A 23,621-nucleotide genomic window follows, 5' to 3' on the forward strand; every position below is an offset into this window, starting at 1 on the left:
TTATGAAGAAGAAAGCGATTAGCACCTTGTTGGCAATGGTAATGACCGCAGGATTGTTTGCTGGAAATGCATCAGCAGCATATGCAGAGGGACAGTCATCTGGAGATTACGAATATCAAGATCTGGAGGATACTGAAATTACTTATTTTAGTTTTTCTGTAGAAGGAAAAGAACTGTATGAGAAAGAAATTGCTGCTTACAATGAAGTTCATCCAAACGTGAAAATTAATCTTGAACTTGTTGGTGGCGGTACAGATTGGCGTTCTACGTTAAAGGCAGAGATTTCAAGTGGTCAAGCGCCTGATATCATTTTATTGGAAGGTGCATCTGATTTTGAGACATTTGGAGACATGCTGGAAGATCTTAGCAATCAGCCATGGGTAGAGCATGTATATGAGAACAGTATTAATGACTGTAAGATCGGGGATTCAATAGTAGCTTTACCTGCAGGTGTTGTGTGCTATGGACTTTTGTATAATAAAGCAGTTTTCGATGCTTGCGGTATTGACGGTTCTACGTTGAAGAGCTATGACGATATAGATGCAGCGTTTGGAAAAGTACAGGATGCTATTGATGCTGGTGATCTTGCAGATGAATTCCCGGATCTTGAAGCCGTTGTTTCACTTCCGGCAGCAGAAACCTGGGTCCTTGCAAACCATGGTGCAAATCCGGCTCTTCAGGCAGAGCTTGGAACTGCATTTGATACATATGAAGCGAAATCCGTTGATTTCACATATGCAGATGCATTAAAAGATTATATTGATCTAATGGTAAAATATTCACCAGATGCAGACAAGCCGGAAGCCTTAGTTGGTGTTGATTACGACAGTGCAATGGGTGGCTCCTTCTGTATTGGAAGAACAGCTGTCATTCAGATGGGACAGTGGGTAGCTCCTGTAATTGAAGAAATTGATCCAGAGCTTCTTGATAATATCGGTGTTCTGCCAATGCCATTGAAGGGTGTGGATGAGGATAATATCTGTTACGGCATTGCTTCTTATATGGCAGTAAATAAAGACGCGGATGATGCAAAAAAGGCAGCTGCAAAAGACTTTATGAATTGGCTTTTCATGTCTGATGAAGGAAAAGCACTGGTTACTTCTAACATCAGTGTTCCTATGGATAATTTTGACGATTTTCCATCTGCAAACGTAATCAGCCTTGCGTGTGAGCCATATGCAAAAGAAGGAAATACTTTCTCACTGGTATTTGGTGGGTATCCAGATGGTTGGTATGATCTGTTTGGTGCTGGAATTCAGAGCTATATTGCCGGAGATAAGGACTGGGATACAGTTATCGAAGAAGCCAAGACAAACTGGGCAGAAATGAGATAAAGAAGAAATTGTTTCAGGACAGCCGGAAAACTTTCTGGCTGTCCTTTTATGGAGGAAACGATATGCGTAAATCGAAAAAAGTATTCTGGCTTTTTCTTGCCCCATGTTTACTTACGTTTTGTATTGCAGTAGTAATTCCTACAATAACAGGTATTTACTATTCTTTTACAGACTGGGACGGAATTCATGCGAATTGTGATTTCGTTTTTCTGGACAATTACATTAGTGCGTTTCATGATAGCTATTTTCAGAATGCCTTTGTATTTACTTTTAAATTTGTAATTGTAGCAGTTATTGCAGTAAATGTGGTTGCATTTGCAACGGCTATGTTGGTGACACAAAATATCAAGGGAAAAAATTTATTTAGAAGTATTTATTTTATGCCAAACCTGGTTGGTGGTGTTTTGGTTGGTTTTGCATGGCAGTTCATTTTTTGTGATGTATTTGACAGTATTGGTGAAATGCTAGGAATAAACTGGCTCTGTGACTGGCTATCTACTCAATCTACTGGATTTTGGGGAATGGTTATTCTTGTTGTATGGCAGATGAGTGGGTATATGATGCTGATTTATATAGCACAGATTCAGAATATTCCAGAAAATTTGCTGGAATCTGCAAGAATTGATGGGGCAAGCTCTTTCCAGTGTTTCTGGAAAATCAAACTGCCATTGATGATGCCAGCTTTCACCATTGGTCTGTTTCTTACTTTGACGAATTGTTTCAAACTATATGATCAGAACTTGACATTGACTGGTGGAGGACCTGCAAAATCTACAGAAATGCTTACAATGGATATTTGTAATACTGCATTTTCCAGAAACATGTATGGAATGGCGCAGGCCAAGGGAATCATTTTCCTTGTGGTAGTTGCGCTTATTACAGTGAGTCAGTTAATGTTTACGAAATCTAAGGAGGTGGAGATGTAATGCAGAGGAAAAAAATGATATCAAAAACAGCAATTATTATATGTTGTATCATACTTGCTGCGTTTTTTATTTTTCCTATTTTGTTGTTATTTATCAACTCATTTAAATCTTTGAAAGAAATATATATGAGTGTACTTCAGCTCCCGAAGACTTTGAATTTTGATAACTATATTTCAGCATTTGAAGAACTGGATTATCTTAACGCAATTAAGAACTCTTTGATTGTAACCTGTACGGTAACTGTTGCAAATGTAATTTGCTGTTCAATGGCTGCATGGGTCTTGGTACGTTATAAAACGAAAACGAGTAAACTAATATTTACAATTTTTTCTGTTGCAGTGCTCGTTCCATTTCAGTGTGTTATGCTTCCTTTGCTGGCAGAAATGGGAAAATTGAATATGATTAATATGCCTGGCCTTATGCTTGTAAATCTTGGATTTGGATCGTCTATGTCAATTATTCTATTTCATGGATTTATAAAAAATGTTCCAGTGGAACTGGAAGAGGCAGCTGCTATTGACGGAGCCAGCCAGTCAAGAATTTTTTTCACGATTGTACTTCCTCTGATTAAGGGAATTGCAGTAACTGTTGCAATCCTCAATGTAATGTCCCTATGGAATGATTATCTGCTTCCATCTTTGACAATTAACCGAAGAGGAACACAGACACTTCCGCTTCGTACTTATTTATTCTTTGGTGCGTATACAAAAAAATGGAATCTTGGATCTGCCGCATTAGTTATGGCGATTATTCCGGTAATTATTTTCTATGTACTTTGCCAGAAACATATTATTAAAGGTGTAACGGAAGGCGCAGTAAAAGGTTGAGAACTATCTGAAGAAGTTACAGAAGGTTGGAAGAATATTTGAAGAAAAGAAAGGCGATAGAATATGTGCTGGACAGTGAATGAAATAAAGAGAAATGTATGGTATGTTGATGAGAGTGGTCTGGATGCCATGTACATAGTGAAAGGAAGTAAATTATCTGCAGTAATAGACACGGGGACAGGAATTGGCGATTTTAAGGGACTGATAGAGTCTTTAATTGATACTCCGTATATTGTATTGATCACACATGGACATGTTGATCATGCTGGCGGATGCGGGCAGTTTCGTGAGGCTTATATTAATGAAAAAGACTATCAGGCTGCGCTGGACATTACGGTTGAGGATAGAGAAGGATATCTGAAAAACATGGAAAGCGCTGGTGCTATTGCACCAGGCAGTCTGAAAATTACTGAAAAACTTAGAAACAATAATAAGCCAGTGTTTCATTTTATGAAAGACGGAGATGTATATGATCTTGGGGATAAACAGTTGATTGTATATGAGATGACAGGTCACACAGCTGGTTCAGTATGTCTGCTTGACGAAGCTGACAAAATATTATTTTCCGGTGATAATGTGAACGATCTGGAACTGATTTGCGCACCTGCAGAAAATCGCGAGACATTGTTAGGGGAATGGCTAAAGGCAGGAAAAAGAGTTTTTGCAAAAAAAAATAGCTTTAATATTTGTGGCGGTGGACATTGTTTGATTCCGATAGAAAAGGCAGAAGAGACGTTAACCTGTGGAGAAAAAATCCTTTCCGGGGAATTGTTGGCAAAGGTAGAAAAGGTTCATTTTTTTCATGCACCGTTTTATAAGTATAAAAACTGCAGGATTTACAATGGGGATTTTGCAAAATTACATTCAAAAGAATAAAGAATAAAAAACAAAATGAGTATATGAAAATAAAAATTTATTTCATATACTCATTTTGTTTTTGTTTATAAATTGACGTTAAGTTAGTTTTCTCCTATAATGAATTACAACTGATTAAGCCATATTCATGAGAAAATGGGGTGTGAGAATTGGGAAATTATCTGAATCCGGGAAACCAGTTGTTGCGAATATGTTGCCGCCATATTACAGCAAGGCTGTATTCTGCTGGTTGGAATTAACTATGATAAGAAGACGAAAGAACATCAGTGCAAAATTGAAAGTCTGCGCAAATGAGAACATGTAATATGACCGGGGCCGAACCCGGTCATAATAATATCTGAAGAACATTGAAAATGTAAATGGGAATAATGGGGGATTACAGTGGCAAGAGTATATTTTGTAAGAGAAGGAATCAGTATGGAGGTTCCTCTGGGGATGACAATTCTGGAAGCAGAAATCCAGGCAAATCTTGCTCCAGATGCTCCTTGTGGGGGAACTGGCAGCTGCGGGAAATGTCTGGTGAAAGTAGACGGAAAGCCAGTTCTGGCCTGTCAGACCAAGGTGGAAAAAGACTGTCAGGTGGAGATCCCAGGGAAGAAAAAAAGAGGGAAAATTCTCAGCGAGGGATTTTCCAGAAACATAAATTTCCAGCCAGAATTGCGGGTGAAAACAGTACAGTTGGAAAAGCCAAAGCCCGGGGAGAAAAGGTCAGAGTGGGAAAGGTTGCTGGAAGCGGTGTATGGAGAGGACAATGCTAATAGGGACAATGACCAGAAAAAGAAGCCTGGATTCCAAGGTGGGGAAAGCTGGAAGGGGAGAAAAGAGTACATTTCACCAGATGTTCATCTGGCGGGAAAGTTATATGAAAGGCGAAGCCTCGGCTCCGGTTGGAATGTGATTTACACGGACAATGAGATCTTGGAATTGTATCCAGATACGAAAGGCAGATGCAATATTTGCACAGCCGCCATTGATCTTGGTACTACTACGATTGTGGGCTATCTTCTGGATGGAAAAAATGGAAAGACATTGGCTGTGGAGAGCCGGATGAATCCGCAGGTACAGTATGGGGCGGATGTGATCCAGAGGGCAAATTATGTATTAGAGCATGGGGACGAAGGATTAAGTGTTTTGAGCAGAAGTGTGAGAGAGACAGTTAATGAGATATTGGAGAGCCTTATGGAGAAGGTGAAGAATCAAGGAAACGGGAAGGAATACAAAGAAGCTTGCAGGACAAATATTTATCAACTAAGCCTGGTGGGAAACACTTGCATGCACCACCTGTTTCTTGGTATCCCTTCGGCGTCACTTGTCCACGCACCTTATACGCCAGCAATCAGCCAGGCTCTTACTTTACATGCTGGAGACTATGATATTCATATTCACAGGAAGGGCCAGCTTATCCTGCTTCCCAACATTGCCGGATACATAGGAGCTGACACCAGTGGCTGTCTGCTGGCACTTCGTCAGGATCTGAAAGAAGAGATAACCCTTATGCTGGATATCGGAACGAACACGGAGATGATTCTTGGAAATAAGGATGGCCTGGCAGCCTGCTCCGCTGCGTCAGGTCCGGCTTTTGAGGGCGCGAAAATCCAGTGCGGAATGCGTGGACTTCCTGGTGCAATAGACCATGTGAAATATGAAAACGGAGAATGGACGTATACCACCATCGGTGGGGAAAAACCCATCGGTTTGTGCGGCTCCGGGCTGATTGATCTGGTGGCGGAGCTTTTACGCACAGGGCTGCTGGATGAAAATGGAATCCTGCACAGTGGGCAGGAGAAGCCAGATACTTTCGTACTTGTACCGCCAGAAAAAACTAAATATGTTTCACGGAATGAGGACAAGTACGTTATTCAGGCAGATAAAACAGGTGAATATAAAACAGAAACATATAAGATAAATACCCCTTATTTTGAAAGCACATATGAAGTTTATCTCACCCAGAAAGACATCGGTGAAGTACAGCTTGCCAAAGCTGCAATTGCAGCAGGAATCCAGTTGTTATTAAAGAAAATGAATGTTGAAGAATCCCAAGTGCAGACCGTATATCTGGCCGGTGGATTTGGCAATTACATGAATGCGGAAAATGCAGCAAGGATAGGTCTGATTCCTGAGAGCTTTGTAAAGAAAGTGCAGTGTGTAGGAAATGCAGCAGGTGAAGGGGCAAAAATTGCACTGCTGAATAAAAAGGAACGGCATGAAATCGAAGATGTGGTAGAGAAAATTGAATTTCTGGAACTGGCAGCGTGTCCGGAATTTCAGGACTGTTTTATAGATGAACTGGGATTTGGTGACTTTTATTTATGAACTTCAAAGATTTAAAACAATTATGCCTGGCCCATGGTTTTACCCATGTGGCCCCACTGGCCTGTGACACCATAGAATTGAAACCAGAGGTACGCCAGATGTGTGCCGCAGATTCCTGTCACAAATATAACAAATGCTGGAGCTGTCCGCCTGGATGCGGAACTCTGGAAGAATGTGAAAAAAGAGTAAGAAAGTTTAAACTGGGAATTCTGGTGCAGACAGTAGGAGAACTGGAGGACTCCCTGGACGGAGAAGGCATGATGCGGACAGAAGCCATGCACAAAGCCTCTTTTTATTCCCTGGAAAAGGAACTCCGGAACTTTTACCCGGATATGCTTCCGGTTGGCGCAGGCTGCTGTACCAAATGCAAAACCTGCACGTATCCAGATGCCCCATGCCGTTTTCCGAAAGAGGCATTTTCCTCCATGGAAGCCTACGGAATGCTTGTAATGCAGGTGTGCCAGGCGAATCATCTGGACTATTATTATGGACCGGGGAAAATTGCGTATACAAGCTGCTATTTATTAAAGTAAGGGCTTTGAAGAGTAACTCTGAATCGTTACAAGTTTTTTGGAAATGAATGCAAGTTGTGAAAATATTCACAGTAAGATAGTATAATTGAATGAGAAAAAAAGAGAAGCGGCTTTCCCGTTGTGTGATATAAAATGTACTTGTTAAAAGAAATGTCTTAGCGGAGACATTTCGATAGAGCGAACGAAAAAAGCGGAGAAATGTCTGAAGCTGTCTGGAAACAGTAGCTGACGGACAAGTACAACTGAATATCAGGAGGGAAAGCCATGATTATTATTGGGGAGAAACTGAACGGATCTATTCCGTCAGTTGCCAAAGCAATTTCTGAGAAGGATGCGGACCTGATCAGAGAGAGAGCCAGAATGCAGGCTGAAGCGGGAGCTACATTTCTGGACGTATGTGCCTCTGTAGAGGAGGATGTGGAAGTTGAAACCTTGAAATGGATGATCGATCTTGTGCAGGAAGTGACAGACACACCGATTTGTGTGGACAGTCCAAGTGCCAGATCCTGCGTAGCTGCGATTCCATTTTGTAAACGACCGGGACTTATCAACTCTGTATCCCTTGAAGGGGATAAAATTGACACTATTTTTCCAGTGATCGCAGATACTGACTGGGAGTGCGTAGCCCTTCTCTGCGACAATGATGGAATTCCGGATTCCGTAGAACGACGTATGAAAATTTTCTTCGGAATCATGGAGAAAGCGAAACAGTACGGCATTGCACCAAGCCGTTTACATATTGACCCATTGGTTGTAACACTGGGAACAGACCAGACAGCACTTACCGTATTTGCAGATTGCTGCAGACGGATTAAATATGAATATCCGGAGATTCACATTACCAGTGGACTTTCCAATATTTCCTTTGGACTTCCGGTGAGAAAAAATATTAACCAGGCATTTATGGTGCTGGCTATGAATGCAGGTATGGACAGTGCAATCGTGGATCCTACCAATAAAAACATGATTGGTATGATCTATGCGACAAATGCACTTTTGGAGCGTGATGAATACTGCCTGCAGTATATTGATAAATTCGGAAATAAGGTAGAAGAAGCAGTCCAGCCTGTACCTGCTTCTCCACTTGATGAGAAAATGCAGGCTGTATTCAAATTAACACAGGATGGTAAAAATAAAGAAATCGGACAGGCAGTACAGGCTGCTCTTGATGCAGGCTGTGATCCGACTGCGATTCTGAATGATGCCATGATCGGTGCTATGGCTGTAGTTGGAGATAACTTTAAGAAAGAGATTATTTTTGTACCTCAGATGCTGGCAGCAGCCAGAGCCATGAAAGCTGGCGTGGAGGTACTGAAGCCATATCTTGCCACAGGAGAAGCTGGAAGTGCAGGAACGATCATTCTGGGAACAGTAGCCGGAGATCTTCATGATATCGGTAAAAACCTGGTTGGAATGATGTTCGAAAGTGCTGGTTTCGAAGTAATCGATCTTGGTGTTGATGTGCCGATCCAGACATTCATTGATACCGTAAATGCTCACAAAGAAGCAAGTATTGTGGCACTTTCTGCGCTTCTTACCACCACCATGCCGTCTCTTCGCGATACAGTGGCAGCCCTTCTGGAGCAGCCATTTAGAAAACGTATCAAAATTATGGTAGGCGGTGCTCCTATTAATCAGGAGTTTGCAGATGAGATCGGAGCAGATGCTTATACAGAAGATGCCGCATCCGCTGCAGAACAGGCGAAGAAATATGCAGAATCCGGATTCTGTGCAAAGGCAGCAGCCGGTGAATTTGATGAAGAACCGGCAGAGAAATATGCCGCCGGAGCTACTGTTTCTACAGCAGCTTCCGCCCCGACAACGGTATCCGACACAAAATCAGCTGATAGCAAAAATGAAACAAATGCAGCTGACAGCAAAGCAGGAACTACAACAGGTTCTGCCAATTCTACAGATAAGGCAGAGAGCCAGACACCAGAAGAAAATAATTCTTCAGCTGAAAATGGCACCTGGATTCACAAACCAGTACAGGAAGAACCACATTTCGTAAAAGGTGAAGTGGATTTAAGCAAGATCCAGCTTCCAAAACCAGGCCAGGGTTACAAAGTAAATATGGAAGCAACCAAGGAGAAATTCCGCAATTACTGGGCACACAAAAACACTGGCAGACCGCTGATGTGTGTCATTGCAAGAAGACCGGAAGTAGAGCAGTATTCCGATGGAACTCCTGTAGAAGGCGGCTATCTGGATCAGATCTGCCAGGGTAAATATTACAATATGCCGGAAGAACTGAAATGGAAGGATATGGAGGATAAATACCAGAGTCCACAGCGGATCGTAGACCGTTACCGTTACTTCTGCGAGACACATGCCTTCCTGGGAGAAAGCTTCCCGAACCTGAACATTGATTTTGGACCAGGTTCCCTTGCTTCTTATCTTGGTTCTGAGATTGGATTCAAGGAGGATACCGTCTGGTTCAACAAATGTCTGGACAGCTGGGATGGAGTGCCGAAGCTGACCTTCGATCCGGAAAATAAATGGTTTAAGAAGCATATCCAGCTTGCAAAAGACTGCCAGGCACTTGCTGGGGATGATTTCTATGTAGATATGCCAGACCTTATGGAAAACATCGACGTACTTGCTTCCTTACGTGGAGCACAGGATATCCTTTTTGATCTTCTGGATGAACCGGAGATGATCGGAGAAAGAATCCAGGAAGTAACCGATATTTATTATGAATATTATGACCGCTTCTATGACATCATCAAAGATGAAGAAGGTGGAAATGCATATACTGTATTCCAGATCTGGGGACCAGGCAGAACCGTGAAGCTTCAGTGCGACTTCTCTGCCATGATGTCACCGGAAGATTTCCGCAAATACATTCAGCCATCCCTACGCACCCAGTCTGAAAATGTAGACCATGTACTTTACCATCTGGACGGACCGGCGGCAATCAAGCATATGGATGCTCTTATGGAGATTGACGGAATTGACGCTCTTCAGTGGACCAGTGGAGATGCAGGCCCGGACGGAACTCTTCCAGATTGGGATGTGATCTATGACAAAGCCATTGCAGCAGGAAAATCCATCTGGGTAAAGGTTTACTCAGGAGAGTTCGAGGATTGGATCCGCAACGTAGACCGTATCGTAAAAAAATATGGTTCCCACAGCCTTTTCCTTCTTTTCCCGGAAATGTCCATGGAGCAGGCTGCGTATCTTCTGGATTATGCAGACCGCAACTGGAGTGATGTAAAGGGAACATTTGTAGAGTCTTTAGGAAGGTAGGAGTTTTCCTGAAAGGGAAAAATTGGGAAATGGTTCAAAAGGAGCCAAAAAAGGAGCCAAAGTAAACATGTTATTTTGTTTACCCCATAATAAAATAAAACTATGCGAAAACGCTGGATACAACATCTGTCCAGCGTTTTTGCATTCTAAAGCTTGCCACAAAATCATTCTCGTAATGTGCACGCTCTACTTTATGGTATATTTTGCAGAAAGCCTTTTTCAAACAGGCTCTTGGAAATAGTACCAAAAATCAAACGAAATATATTCGTAGGAATAAATTGTCAAAAGGGACTGATTAATGACATTCTGGATATGAGTAAGATTGAGCACGGGGGCCTGAAGCTGAAAGAGGATATTTTTAGTTGTGATGAATTCGAGAGCTCCATAATACAGTGATTGGACCTCTTATGAATGAAAAATGCATTAATTTCGTCTTCCAGACGCCAGAGGATGTAGACTGCATCCGGGTTGACCGCCTGCGCTTCAGTCAGATTTTCTTTAATCTGCTATCCAATGCGGCCAAATTTACCCCGACAGGTGGTACCGTAGAATTTACTGGAAGAAAAGTTGCGCAGGAGGGCGAGAAGGTAAAAATGGAATTCCGTGTGAAAGATAACGGAATTGACGCTACTAAGGAGATCCGGGCGCTTTCCAGAAACGATGCGAAGACAGTACCAGTGATCGCCATGACAGCGGACGCATTTGATGAGGAACGGAAACAGACTCTGGATGCCGGAATGAATTATCATCTGTCCAAGCCGATCAATCCACAGCTTTTGTATAGCGTGCTTTCTAAATATATTTGCGCTTGTTGACAAGGGCATTGCTTAGAGCCGTTCTTTAAGACGATTGTTTTTATCTTGGTTACAACATTCACTCAATGATTGTTACTTATTGTGTTCATTATACCTCCAAATGCTTTATATTTCCCCGGTATTTTGTTGGCGTGGCGCAGGAGGATTGCGTGTGAACCGCAAGTCTGCTATACTGTGCTTATGTGATTTTCACAGGAGGCAGAGCATGAAACTGGAACGAGACACCATACCACTTGACAAAGAGTTTCCCTTTCAGATATCAGAGGTGGAGCTGAATCCTACCAACAGTCATCCGGGAACCTGGCACTGGCACAGCTATTTCGAGATTACCTGGGTCCTGGAGGGCAGGGGAAATTATTTCGTCAACGGGCAGGAATATACAATGGAAAAGGATGATATTATCATCTTCAATAACGTAGAGCCACACGGCTGGAAGCTTCTGGGCGGCAATATGAAGCTTCTGGTAATGATTTTTTCACCGGAATTTGTGGCAGAGAAGATCAGTGTCTTTGATACGGAATATCTGAAGCCTTTTGTGGAACGGGGCAGTAATTTCAAGAACCGGGTAGGACATGAGGAGACTGTGAATGGGGAAATCCGTACCAGCATCCGGGAAATTTACCAGGAGTGGAATGATCGTAAAGAAGGATATCCGTTGATGATCAAGGCAAATGTGCTAATAATCCTTACCATGCTGATCCGTGCCTACCAGGATGAGACAAAATCTGGTGAAATGCTTAAAGAAAAGAAAAATGCCATGAAGCGTCTGGAGCAGGCATTTACTTACATAAATGCCCATTACTGTGAGAAGATCACGCTGGAGGAGGTTGCTTCCTCAGTTTATATGAGTTCCAATTATTTCTCATCCTATTTCCGTAAAGTAACGAATATCAGCTTCAGTGATTATGTAACACGTCTGCGTGTGAACCGGGCGCGTGAATTGCTCCGGGAGGATGGGGCGAATGTAACGGAGATTGCCATGGAATGTGGCTTTAATAATATTTCTAATTTCTACAGATTATATAAAAAATATATGGGAAAAACTCCTGGAGATGAGAAAAGTAAAAATAATTAAAATTCAGGAGCGGATATGTCATAGACCGCTGGAAGGCTGGCATGTTAGGATGAAAGTAGGAAATTTTGTCCTGGCATGGCAGCTTTTTTTGACAGGAGTTTAATAAGCGGAGGAAGTAAAAATGGTGAAAACAGATAAGTATGCGGAAACAACGGCGGCAGGGCTGATTTATCGTCTGGTGCCTGTTACAGATGAGATCATCCGTTGCGTGATCGGAAAAGGCACAGTGAAAGAAATGGATTCTTTAATTATTGAAAAAAAAGAATACCCGGAAGTGGATTTTCAGGCAGAGGAAAAGGACGGAGAGCTTGTTTTGCGGACTGCGAAGATTCTTGTTGCTCTGGATTTATCTACTGGATGTGTAGAGTGGAAGCATCCGGACGGCAGCAGCTGGTGCACTCAGAATAAGTCGGATCTTACGGAAATTGATGTAGTCCGTTACACAACAGGCGGTGAAAAGCCCATTATCAACCGGGTGAAAACGGTTGATGGCGAACGCAATTTTATTCTGAATCTGAAGCCGGAGAAGGTGCGTGACGGGTATCGTGCCAGGGTGTTTTTTGACTGGAAAAAAGATGAGGAAATTCACGGACTAGGCCAGGGGGAAGAAGGTATTTATAATTACCGTGGACATAACCAGTATCTTTACCAGCATAATATGAGAATTCCAATGCCGCTTTTTGTTTCCACAGAAGGGTATGGAGTGCTGTTTGACTGTTGTTCCCTTATGACATTCAATGACGAAGGACGGGATTCTTATCTGTTTCTGGATACAGTGGATCAGATTGATTATTATTTTATGGGCGGCTGTACCATGGATGGAATCGTCCATGATTACCGCTATCTGACGGGAAAAGCGCAGATGCTGCCAAAGTGGGCGTATGGTTATATCCAGTCGAAAGAGCAGTATTATACAGCGAAGGAGCTGGAAGAGATTGTGCGTCATTATAGAGAAATCGGAGTTCCGCTGGATTGTGTGGTTCAGGACTGGAACACCTGGGAGCCAGGGAACTGGGGTGAGAAGATTCTGGATCAGAGCCGTTACGGGGATACAAAGGAATGTATGGACAGAATTCACGAAATGCATGCCCACAGTATGGTTTCTGTATGGCCAAATATGAATGCAGGAGGAAAGAACCACCAGGAATTTTTTGATGCAGGATATCTGCTTTATGATTATGCAACTTATGATGCCTTTAATGAAGAGGCAAGAGCGATGTACTGGAAGCAGGCGAAGGAAGGGCTTTTTGACCAGGGATTCGACTCCTGGTGGTGTGATTCCACAGAACCATTTTCCGGACCGGACTGGGGCGGTGCTGTAAAAAGAGAGCCGTGGGAGCGCTACAGCCTGGTTGGCGGTGAGCATAAGAAATATCTGGATCCGGCTGTGACAAATGCCTTTGCCCTGGAACACGCAAAGGGAATTTATGAGAACCAGAGAAAAGACAGGGAAGATATGCGTGTGCTCAATCTTACCCGTTCCGGTTTTGCTTCCGGGCAGAAATATGCTGCTATGCTGTGGTCTGGCGATACCTGCGCAGATTGGGAAAATCTGAAGATCCAGATTGTAGAAGGCTTGAATATGGGGCTGAGCGGCTATCCATACTGGACACTGGACATCGGAGCATTTTTTACAGTTGGAGATAAATGGCAGAACCGGGGATGCGGCTGTAACACAGATCCGTCACCGAAATGGTTCTGGCAGGGCAAATATAATGAAGGCGTGAAGGATAAAGGGTATTGTGAGCTTTATACCCGTTGGCTGCAGATGGGCACCTTTCTGCCTATGTTCCGTTCCCATGGAACAGATACACCGAGGGAAATCTGGAATTTCGGGGAAAAGGGAACCATGTTCTATGATGCCATTGAGAAGTTTATTAAGCTGAGATATCATCTTATGCCATATATTTACTCCCTGGCTGGAGCCGTACATTTTGATGATTATACGATCATGAGAAGTCTTTTATTTGATTTCCCGGAAGATCTGGAAGCGCGCAAGGTGGAGAATGAGTTTATGTTTGGCCCATCTCTTCTGGTCTGTGCGGTTACAGAGCCGATGTACTACGGTCCGGAGAATACGCCAATTGAGCGGGAAAAGACATGGAGCTGTTATCTGCCTGCTGGTACTCTCTGGTATGATTATTGGACAAATGAGAAATATGAGGGTGGACAGTATGTGACTGTGGAGGCACCTATTGACAGAATTCCGGTCTTTGTAAAGGCTGGTGCAGTGATTCCGGTTGCAGAGGGACTGGTTTACGCACAGCAGAAACCGGAGAAACCAGTGCAGATCATGGTTTATCCTGGAGCTGATGGTGAATTTGTGCTGTATGAGGATGAAGGAAACAATTATAACTTTGAAAATGGAGCATATGCGACGACCAGAATCGTCTGGAAGGATGCGGCAGGAAAGCTGATCATCGGAGAGCGTGGGGGAAGATTCCCAGGAATGTGGGAAGCAGAGTATGAGACTGTGATCGTGAAGTAGAAGGCAGGAGAGCGTATGCGTGTAGAGAGAAATAAGGCAGTATTTGCGGAGCCGCCGGTTGCAGTGCCAGACGGTAATGTGGATGTGTCTGGCGGGGGACGATGGAAAATCTGGCAGAATGCCGGTACGAAGATTGATGCGCCGATTCTGGGAAATGGAGATCTGCTGGCTGCTGTGGCCGGGAACGGAAGGTATCCCCAGTTCTGGTTTACCACCAATGATTTCTGGCAGATGGAGAGTGCAGCAAACTGGGAATTCTTTCATGATAACAGCTCTGCCAAATTTGATCCGGCAGTGAGCGGAGGAAGTCCAAGACCAGTAGGGCGCATGGTGTTTGATATTCCGGCTATGGAAGGTGCAAAGTGGTATACGGAGCAGAAATTTTCCACTGGAGAAACAATAACAATATTGACAAATTGTGACGGTAAAAAGTGCACTTTGAAAAGCTGGGCGGCAGCAGATGAGAATATTCTGGTGGTGGAGTTTGAGACTGAGACAGATCTGGATCTGGAGTTTGATTTTTATTTTCCAGATGAGCTGGGAAAAGGCTGTGAGAGAGGTGTGGATATCTGGGGAAGTGGCGAGTCAGATGAGGTTCAGAATGGAATGTTCGTGGGGACGGTGACTGGCAGGCCGCTGCAGGTGAAGAAGATTGGTGGCGGTATTGTAAGTGGTTACCGGCAGTTCTCGGATCATGTGGATATGCCGGTGAGAGTGGGATTTGCAGGTGGATTTCTGGTTGTTGATGAAAATATGTCATTTAGAGAGTGTTCCAGAAAATTTGGTAATATGAGTGACATGCGGAATCGGAATACCTGCAAAACAATAAAAGCAGGCGAAAAAGCTACTTTCGTTTTGCCAGTGCGTTCCTGGGCGAAATGCAGTAGACCTTATGAGTATGCTTTTTCAAGGGCAAGGTGGATAACATCAGAGGATGTGGAAAATTTGCGGGCAAGGCACCTGGCATGGTGGAAAAGATTCTGGTCTGTTTCGGAGATTTCCCTGGATGATCCAGTGATCGAACAGAGGTATTATCTGTCTAAGTATATGCTGGCAAGTGTATCCCGTGATTCAGAGTATCCGCCAAACATTCTTGGAATCAGTACCTTTGACCGTCCTGCATGGAATGGAAATTACAAGATTAATTATAATCATCAATCCCCATATTTGAATCTGATGGTTTCCGGACATTTTGCACAGTCTGATCCTCACGATGCGCCTTACCTGAAGCTGATGGAGATTTCGGATGAAATGAGCAAACGGCTGCTTCGTCATGAGGGACTGTATTATCCTTTGGGGTTGGGACCTCATGGCGTAGTCAGCGAGGCTCTTCTTTTACATATGAAATCACCGGCGCTTCACGGTGCACTGAATATGATTTACCGATATGGCATCACCGAAGATGAGGAATATGCCTGGAAGGTTTATCCATATCTTCGTGGAGTGGCAGATTTCTGGGAAAAGGATCTGGTTCTCCTGGATGGAGTGTATCATGTGGTGGAAGATGGTATGCATGAGCGGACAGATGGAAATATCCGGGAGAATGGTGTGCCTGAGGATCCGGTAAATACGCTGGGGTATCTGAAGACATTTTTTACATGGATTCCAAGGATAAGCGAAACGCTTGGAATAGATGAAGAAAAGCGGGAAACGTGGCGGGACATTGCAGATCATCTGGTTCCTTATCCAAAAGGTAAGGTGGGACAGATTCAGGACAATCCTACTTTATGGAAAGAAGTGGATGTGAAGCTGGAAGATCTTTTACCCGAGGAAATGCTGGAAAAGGAAATTTATTATGACGAAGGTGTAGGCGGCAAGTGGTCTTTTCATTTCCCTGGGAATATTATGCACATTTATCCGGGAAATGCAATTGGTCTGGGAAGTGATCCGAAGGAACTGGAAGTGGCGAAAAATACAGTGCATATTCATGCACTTGTAGAGAATGCGCTTGGAGAACTTGAATATAAAAGAGCAATTGAGACCGGTAAGAATAAGAAAAATGAGAAGATAACAAAGAACGTACGAAATGAGAAAACTGAGAATTTATTCCCAAATAGAAATGAGTTTACGAAGAATGAAAGGCTTGTAAGTGATTCTGGGAATAGCATAAAAAATATTTCTGTGAAAGATAAACATTTTTACAAGGCTGGTGCTTTTAATGCTTCCAACTTAAGTTGCGTGTTTTTCACCGCCGCTGTGCGGGTGGGCTATGATCCGGATATTATCTGGGAGGAAATGCGGGAGATGATTATTCACCGCGGAATTCCCAATGGGTTTCTGAAAGAAAATCCACATGGGATTGAGCAGCTGAATACCATTCCAGATGCGATTCAGGAAATGATGCTGCAAAGCTATGAAGGAATTATCCGTATTTTCCCGGTATGGCCGCGTGCGAAACATCCAAATGCTTCGTTTAGAGGATTCCGGGCGTGGGGCGGATTTGAAATCAGCGCCTCCTTGAAGAACGGGGATGTGAATGAAATTATAGTTTGTAGTCACAAAGGGCATAATTGTAAAATCGAGAATCCATGGCCAGGTCAGAATGTGAAAGTGGTTTATGAATACAGCCAGACAGAAGAAGTGCATTTTGGGGAGTTACTGGAGATTGAATTGCATAAAGAAGAAAGTGCGATAATAATTGCTTGCTAAATATTAAAAGGTATGCTGTGAAAAAATAATCAGGGCCTTAAAACAGATGAAAACACAGTTCGAAAATGGCTTGCAGAATGAAAATATTACTATGAAAGTCCTGTGCGCAGCCATGAATCCAGCATGCTCGCGTGTTGGATTCATGGATATTGCACAGGACTTTCATTCATGGTGATGTCTGCGTAAGCAGACACATTCGTTTCATCCGCGGAATTCCAGCGGACTTTTTCCTGTATGCTTTTTAAAAATCCGGCTGAAATATCCCTGGTCGTGATATCCACACATTTCTCCGATCTGTTTGATAGACAGCCCTGGTTCGTGAAGAAGCAGCCGCTGGGCATGGCTCATACGCAGGTTGATCAGATATTTGGATGGCGTACAGTCGTAGACCTGACAGAAAATTTTTGTCAGGTAGCTGGGACTGTAGTTCATATTATCAGCGATCAGGTTCAGATTGATGTCCTCACTGTAATTTTTTACAATGAAATCCTTGAGCAGGGCTGCAATCTGTGGTGGCGTTAAAGCTGCTGTCTGGGCATTGAATACCTCTTCATAATCATTTCCTGCAATCTGGAATTCCTTTTTGATCTTGGAAAGAGCTTCTTTTAATTCATCTGAATCAACAGGCTTCAGCAGATAATCAGAAACCTTTAAGGTGATGGCTTTTTTCGCATATTCGAAGTCTGAAAATCCGCTTGTGATAATAAATCTGGTAAATGGAAACTGCTCCCGTACTTTTGTGAGCAGGGTGATTCCATCCATGACAGGCATACGGATATCCGTAACAATAAGATCCGGACTGAGCTTTTCTACCAGTGTCAGTGCCTGATCACCTGTCTGTGCAGTTCCTGCGACCTGAAAATCCGGATCCGCTTTCTGGATTTTCTGGACAAGATTGTTGAGCAGAAGTTCTTCATCCTCCGCAACGATGACAGTGTACTTCATACTATTTTGAGTCCTTTCTAAATTTGTGATATATCTGAAAAATACCTGCCAATTGACACGATTCCATGCCCTTCGGCAGTATTTCCATATCTGAAAATAATCTCTCCTTTACAAAATATTTTCCATCTGAGATACACGTTTACGGTCCCCAGCCCATTTATCTTCAGCTCCGGAAGTCCCGGATTCTGAATGGCTTTCATAATATTGGCAGTGATCCGTTCCTTGGCTTCCTCCGTAAAGCCAGGGCCGGTATCGGTCACCTCGATCTGCCAGCTTCCCGGCGTAACCACACTTGTAATGGAAATATTCCACGGAGGTGCGCAATCAGACCCGTACCGGATGGCATTTTCTACAATTGGCTGAATGATCAGCTTGGGAACCGGCTGGGAGAGAAGGCTTTCGTCCACGTCAATGGAATAATTCAGGCTGGACTGGTACCGGACCTTCATGCAATACAGGTATTTCTGTACATAGTCCAGCTCGTCCTTTAAGGTAACCGTAGTTTCCACTGTGCTGGTGATATACCGCATGATCTGGGAAAGATTCCGGCACATTTTCACCACTGTTTCAGAATCGCCATTCTCCGCCAGAACCATGATACTGGATAAAGTGTTGTAATAAAAATGTGGATTGATCTGGGTCTGTAAAGCCATGCTTCTGGCTTTCATTTCCTGTTCCTTTGCCTGGTTCAGCTGCTCCATGGAATCCTTCAGATTATCACTCATCAGCTGAAATGCCTGGTAAAGCTCTTCCAGCTCATTGACGGAAACCGGATAGGCGGTAACCTTTTCCTGACCAAGAGTGTCAAGCTCCATACGTTGGATAATGTGCTTCAGATGCTTTACCGGTTTTACAACTGTGCGGGAAAGACGGTAAGAAATAAAAATGGAAACCGCCAGAAGAAGTGCCACGATCGCAGCCAGAATACGGAGCAATTCGTAAACTGGTGCCAGCACCACTGTTTCGGGCAAAATGGTCAGGTAGGTATAACCTGTGTAAGTGGATACTGCTTCCGCCGCATATTCTGTTTTTCCGGTAAGGGGGCTGGTCAGCGTAATGTCTGAATCATCACCCTGGGTAAGCTCATAGTAAGGCAAAAGAGCAGTTCTTTCCTTATCAGAAATATCATATGGATAAACCAGATTTCCGCTGTTGTCAAAAACATAGACGCTGGCGGCATCTTCGTGGTTCTTTTTTTCATAGGTGATAATACTTTTAAATATGGACTTGCACTGCTTGGCTGTTTCAATTACACCAACACTGCGCTTGTACTGATTGTTAAAGGATCGGTACAGGGAAATAAACCACTGGTTGTATTTGGCCGATTTGGAATACTCCATGGTACAATAGGGCTGGGTGAGAACCTTTTTCCCTTCTAATTCACGGGCTGTCTGGATCCATTCTTCTTTCGAACCATCGGTGCGCTTTACCAGTGTGGAGATTCCGGCTTCCAGCACATATCCGGAAAAGTCATAAAGGTTTACCTGGTCAGCCTTCAGCTCTGTTCCGGAAAGGGAAATGAACAGGTCGGACATATCAGAAAGCATATCATTGGAAATGCTAAGCCCGAAGGACTGATCCAGTATGGACTTGGACTGATTACTATAGTTGATATTCACAGATACCGCATCCAGATTACGGATTGCCGAATCTACCTGTGTCTGAAAGCTGGAATTCAGGGTATTCATGGCACTGATCTGGCTGTCTTTGAGCTGGCTGGAAACAAAGGCGTAGAAAAAGACCGCGAAGGAAAACAAAATCAGGCAGGCCAGACTGATATATGCAAGAAAAAGTTTGGATTGCAGACTTCGTGTTTTCATCTGGCAGGACCTCCCTGTGATTATTTGTGTGAATTATAACGTCAGGTAATTGGTAAGATTCGTAGCTTACCGGTGTATTGCAAAAACTGTTCAATGCAAACATCATATCATATTTGTACAAAAAGTACAAATGTGAAACGAAAATCTAAACATATAATATGAAAATATTTGCCTGATGAGGCTCTAGCCGAGTATTATAATGTGAAAAAAGTATAATTCATGGTGAAAAAAGTACAAATTCAAAGTAAGAATATCCATGGAACAGTAGAACGGCAGCTGGTAAAATAAAACCATCAAAAGAAGGACGGAATCAGCGGAGATTCCAACAGACATGAAAATGCCATTTAATTAAAAGGAGGACATGTAAATGAAAAGAAAGAGTTTTGTAGCAGTAGCTTGTGCAGCAGCAATGATCGCATCTATGACAAGCGGAATTACTGTATTTGCGGAGGAGAACACAGATTTTTCCGGTGAGGAGCTGAGCATTCTGGTTTCAGCAGGCTGGATGGATAACAGATATGATGCAACCATCGAGCGTTTCGAGGATACCTACGGGGTAACCGTAGATCTTCAGACAATCCCGGCTGACCAGTATTCCGACTTGCTTCAGTCTAAGCTGGCTACAGATTCCTGTGCAGATGTTTTCTGGATTCAGTCTAATCCATTTGCAATCGAATCTACTATCGTTGATCCTGAGAAATATTGCATCGACTTTACAGGAGCACAGTGGGAAGACCTTATGCCGGAAGCAAGAAAGACTTCCTGTGTATACAATGATAAATTATACGGACTTCAGATCTGGCACAATTCCCCAGAGTATGTAATGGTTTATAATAAGACTCTGTTTGAAGAAAACGGCTGGGCAGTACCGACCAATTATGCAGAGCTGAAAGATCTCTGTGCACAGATCGCAGATGCAGGAATTACACCATGGTTCATGCCAGGTGCAGACGGATGGCAGCATCAGCTGGCATTCTTCCAGATCGGCGGTGTTTACGAAGAAGCTACACCAGGTCTTTATGATGCACTGAATACAAACCAGGCAACCTTCGCTGACAATGAGAAAATGCTTGAAGTTCTCAATGAGTTTAAAGAGCTTTCCGACAACGGCTACTTCGGAGAGGACTGGATCGGAACAGACAGCACCAACATGGCAAATGAATTTGGTGACAGAAACATTGCAATGGCAATGGCAAACTCCAGTTACATCCAGCAGATCAAGGATGACACAGGCACAGAAGATGAATTCGGTATGTTCCTGATTCCTCTTGGTGACAATACCTGGTATCCGACCAACCCGGCTGGACCTACCATGTTTGGTTATAAAGGAACAGAGCATGAGGATCTTGTAAAAGAATTCTTTAACTTCGTTACAACAACAGAGAGTCTTCAGGAAATCCTCGATAACTCTCCTGCATATACAAACGTTGATATGAACGACGACGCAGTTGAGCAGCACTGGCTTCCAGAAGAGGAAGAGTTCCTTGCAACTGTAGACGACAGCAAGAAGAGCGTATCTGTTCTTCAGACCGGTACCAAATATACAAATGATTACTGGATGCAGTTTGGCCAGGATATGGTTGCATTCTGCCAGGGTGAAATGGAAGCAAATGATGTTCTTGCAAACATGGATACCAACCGCGCAGAAGCTGCCAAGACAGTTGGTGATGCAAACTGGAACTAAATCCTTAATAAGTGTATATCTTCAGTGCGAAGGAAATATTCCTTCGCACTGTTTGATAATAGGAGGTACCGCCTGTGAACAAAAAGAAAATTTATCCTCAGTGGTTTTTGATCCTGCCACTGGCTTTATACATCATCTTTTTCCTGCTTCCCAGTGTAATGGGTGTAGCGTATTCCTTTACAGACTGGAATTCACGAAGTGTGTTAAATGGTGTACATTTTATAGGACTGGAAAATTTTAAAGAGATTTTTACATCGAATAAAGATTATTTAAGCGGTATTGGAAATACCTTGAAATTCACTATTATTTCCAATATCGTGAAGCTGATTCCTGCGCTTCTGATCGCCATTATGCTTCAGGAGGGATTAAAAGGAAAGGGACTTTACAGAACCCTGCTTTATCTGCCGTCTATTCTTCCTTTTGTTATCATCGGTCTTGTTTTCAAATCCATTCTTAACTACAACAATGGTCTGTTAAATGCCATTCTGGATGCACTGCATCTGGGAATCCTGAAACAGAAATGGCTGTCAGACCTCGGGGTTGTATGGAAATCCATTTATGGGGTGGATGCATGGAGAGGTATCGGTTATGTTATGACTATTTTCCTTGCAGGATTGAATACTATTCCGAAATCCTATTATGAGGCAGCAGAGATCGACGGAGCCAATTTCTGGCAGAGACTCCGCTATGTGACGCTCCCAATGCTCAGCGGTGCGATCATGATCAACATGGTATTTGGTATTACATACGGCCTGAAAGTATTTGATATCGTTTACGTTCTTACCAACGGTGGCCCGGGACATGCTACAGAGGTTCTTACTACTTATGCATTCCAGCTTTATTCCAGAGGGCAGTACGGAATGTCCTCTGCATTGAATAGTATTTTGCTTCTGATCACTGCGATCGTTGGTGTTGTGATCGTTAAGACTTTGGGAAAACAGGAGGTGCAGCAATGACAAAGAAAAAATTTCAGACTCTGCTGAAGCATCTGGTCTGCATTTTGTTGTGTCTGACCGTTATCCTGCCTTTCTATATGGTAGTTGTAAACTCCTTTAAGAGTAAAGGTGAGGCATCCAGGATGAGTCTGGCCCTGCCGAAGGAATGGCTGTTTTCCAATTACACAGAGGTTATTGACAAGGGAAATCTGATCCAGGGCTTTTCTAACAGCCTTCTCTATGCACTGGTGGCAACCACTCTTGGTGTTGTGCTTTGTGCCATGGCAGCCTTTGTAATGTGTCGGAAACGTACGAAACTGAATGTATTCTTATATTATTTCGTACTCTGCGGACTGTTTTTCCCGGTCAACTATGTAACTCTGGTAAGAGTGCTTAGCACCCTTCATCTGAATGATACACGCCAGGGCATCATTATGGTATTTACCAGTGCCATGATTCCGTTCTGCGTGTTTACCATCCGTAACTTCGTTGTTTCTGTTCCTGTGGAGCTGGATGAGGCAGCTGTCATTGACGGCGCAGGCCCATTAAGTCTGTTTTTTAAGATTATCATGCCTCTTCTGAAACCGACAATGGTTACCTGCTTTATCCTGCAGTTTATGGGCGTATGGAGCGATTTCCTGACTCCTTTGTATCTGTCCAGTAAGAGCAAAATGTTCCCGATGACTATGGCAGTTTACCAGTTCTTTGGGAAAAATAAGAGCTACTGGAACTATATTTTCGCAGATATCGTGCTAACCTGTATTCCGGTTGTAATCGTGTATATGATCGGACAGAAGTATATTGTGGGTGGTATGACATCTGGAGCAGTGAAAGAGTGATAAGTTTTTTCTCACAAATGATAAATTCCTTCAGGAGCGTGTGAAAAATCAGGCCCCAGGCCGGAAATATTTCTTTGAGTTATCAAAAGAAATATTTCCGGTTATTTTTATGTAATAGGAAATTCCGTCGGAATCTCCTATTACATAAAAAGCCCTGCCGGGCAGGATCGCACTGCGGCGGAGAGGCAGATGTCGCATGAAGCGACCCGCCGCAGGCGAAGAATCCTGCAAAGCAGGATTCTTTCTTGTGTAATAGAAAATTACAAAAATTTGACGGAAAGAGGTATTTAAAATATAATAAACAATAAATGGG

The 23,621-nt window shown here is 43.2% G+C and carries 16 protein-coding genes; 14 read left to right on the forward strand and 2 right to left on the reverse strand.

All coding sequences use genetic code 11. The features are described from left to right. The first annotated feature begins 2 nt into the window (after positions 1 to 2). The 11 genes from ACTQWB_RS04385 (at position 3) to ACTQWB_RS04435 (ending at position 17,085) form a co-directional block, all read left to right on the forward strand. Positions 3 to 1,334, forward strand: a complete 1,332-nt coding sequence (locus tag ACTQWB_RS04385; RefSeq protein ID WP_441500548.1) for an ABC transporter substrate-binding protein — start codon at positions 3 to 5, stop codon at positions 1,332 to 1,334. Between the two features lie 62 nt (positions 1,335 to 1,396). Beyond that, positions 1,397 to 2,260 carry a carbohydrate ABC transporter permease gene (locus tag ACTQWB_RS04390; protein WP_441500549.1) on the forward strand — a complete coding sequence of 288 codons (864 nt, stop codon included), beginning with the start codon at positions 1,397 to 1,399 and terminating at the stop codon, positions 2,258 to 2,260. 125 nt (positions 2,261 to 2,385) lie between these two features. Then, complete coding sequence (locus ACTQWB_RS04395; protein ID WP_441500550.1) at positions 2,386 to 3,087, forward strand: carbohydrate ABC transporter permease; 702 nt, start codon at positions 2,386 to 2,388, stop codon at positions 3,085 to 3,087. 63 nt (positions 3,088 to 3,150) lie between these two features. After that, positions 3,151 to 3,963, forward strand: a complete 813-nt coding sequence (locus tag ACTQWB_RS04400; protein ID WP_441500551.1) for an MBL fold metallo-hydrolase — start codon at positions 3,151 to 3,153, stop codon at positions 3,961 to 3,963. 381 nt (positions 3,964 to 4,344) lie between these two features. Beyond that, positions 4,345 to 6,276 carry an ASKHA domain-containing protein gene (locus tag ACTQWB_RS04405; RefSeq protein WP_441500552.1) on the forward strand — a complete coding sequence of 644 codons (1,932 nt, stop codon included), beginning with the start codon at positions 4,345 to 4,347 and terminating at the stop codon, positions 6,274 to 6,276. Further along, the gene (locus ACTQWB_RS04410) at positions 6,273 to 6,809 is read left to right on the forward strand and encodes a DUF2284 domain-containing protein (protein ID WP_441500553.1); all 537 of its coding nucleotides are present in this window, start codon (positions 6,273 to 6,275) and stop codon (positions 6,807 to 6,809) included. Before ACTQWB_RS04405 ends, ACTQWB_RS04410 begins: the two co-directional genes overlap by 4 nt. Before the next feature lie 264 nt (positions 6,810 to 7,073). Further along, positions 7,074 to 10,058, forward strand: coding sequence for a cobalamin-dependent protein (locus ACTQWB_RS04415; protein WP_441500554.1), 2,985 nt, complete (start codon positions 7,074 to 7,076; stop codon positions 10,056 to 10,058). A gap of 407 nt (positions 10,059 to 10,465) precedes the next feature. Then, positions 10,466 to 10,873 carry a hybrid sensor histidine kinase/response regulator gene (locus tag ACTQWB_RS04420; RefSeq protein ID WP_441500555.1) on the forward strand — a complete coding sequence of 136 codons (408 nt, stop codon included), beginning with the start codon at positions 10,466 to 10,468 and terminating at the stop codon, positions 10,871 to 10,873. Positions 10,874 to 11,078: 205 nt separating this feature from the next. Beyond that, positions 11,079 to 11,948 (forward strand): AraC family transcriptional regulator, encoded by an 870-nt coding sequence (locus tag ACTQWB_RS04425; RefSeq protein ID WP_441500556.1) that lies wholly within the window; start codon positions 11,079 to 11,081, stop codon positions 11,946 to 11,948. 121 nt (positions 11,949 to 12,069) lie between these two features. Then, positions 12,070 to 14,436, forward strand: coding sequence for a TIM-barrel domain-containing protein (locus ACTQWB_RS04430; RefSeq protein ID WP_441500557.1), 2,367 nt, complete (start codon positions 12,070 to 12,072; stop codon positions 14,434 to 14,436). Between the two features lie 15 nt (positions 14,437 to 14,451). Then, positions 14,452 to 17,085: a glycosyl hydrolase family 95 catalytic domain-containing protein gene (locus ACTQWB_RS04435; protein ID WP_441500558.1), complete on the forward strand. Its 2,634-nt coding sequence runs from the start codon at positions 14,452 to 14,454 to the stop codon at positions 17,083 to 17,085. 201 nt (positions 17,086 to 17,286) lie between these two features. Here the strand turns inward: ACTQWB_RS04435 and ACTQWB_RS04440 are convergent, their stop codons facing one another. Beyond that, a complete protein-coding gene (locus ACTQWB_RS04440) occupies positions 17,287 to 18,030 on the reverse strand; it encodes a response regulator transcription factor (protein ID WP_441500559.1) in 744 nt (247 codons plus the stop codon). A gap of 17 nt (positions 18,031 to 18,047) precedes the next feature. Then, positions 18,048 to 19,850 (reverse strand): sensor histidine kinase, encoded by a 1,803-nt coding sequence (locus ACTQWB_RS04445; RefSeq protein ID WP_441500560.1) that lies wholly within the window; start codon positions 19,848 to 19,850, stop codon positions 18,048 to 18,050. 367 nt (positions 19,851 to 20,217) lie between these two features. Between ACTQWB_RS04445 and ACTQWB_RS04450 the strand changes: the two genes are divergently transcribed. The 3 genes from ACTQWB_RS04450 to ACTQWB_RS04460 all read left to right on the forward strand — a co-directional run bounded on the left by ACTQWB_RS04450 (position 20,218) and on the right by ACTQWB_RS04460 (position 23,308). Continuing rightward, a complete protein-coding gene (locus ACTQWB_RS04450; RefSeq protein ID WP_441500561.1) occupies positions 20,218 to 21,534 on the forward strand; it encodes an ABC transporter substrate-binding protein in 1,317 nt (438 codons plus the stop codon). Between the two features lie 74 nt (positions 21,535 to 21,608). Further along, on the forward strand, positions 21,609 to 22,490 hold the full coding sequence (locus ACTQWB_RS04455; RefSeq protein WP_441500562.1) for a carbohydrate ABC transporter permease: 882 nt from the start codon (positions 21,609 to 21,611) through the stop codon (positions 22,488 to 22,490). Next, entirely contained in the window at positions 22,487 to 23,308 is an 822-nt protein-coding gene (locus tag ACTQWB_RS04460) for a carbohydrate ABC transporter permease (RefSeq protein WP_441500563.1), read from the forward strand. Before ACTQWB_RS04455 ends, ACTQWB_RS04460 begins: the two co-directional genes overlap by 4 nt. The last annotated feature ends 313 nt before the right edge of the window (positions 23,309 to 23,621 follow it).

Source organism: Blautia sp. HCP3S3_H10_2 (assembly GCF_052122375.1).
Lineage (GTDB): Bacteria > Bacillota > Clostridia > Lachnospirales > Lachnospiraceae > Blautia_A.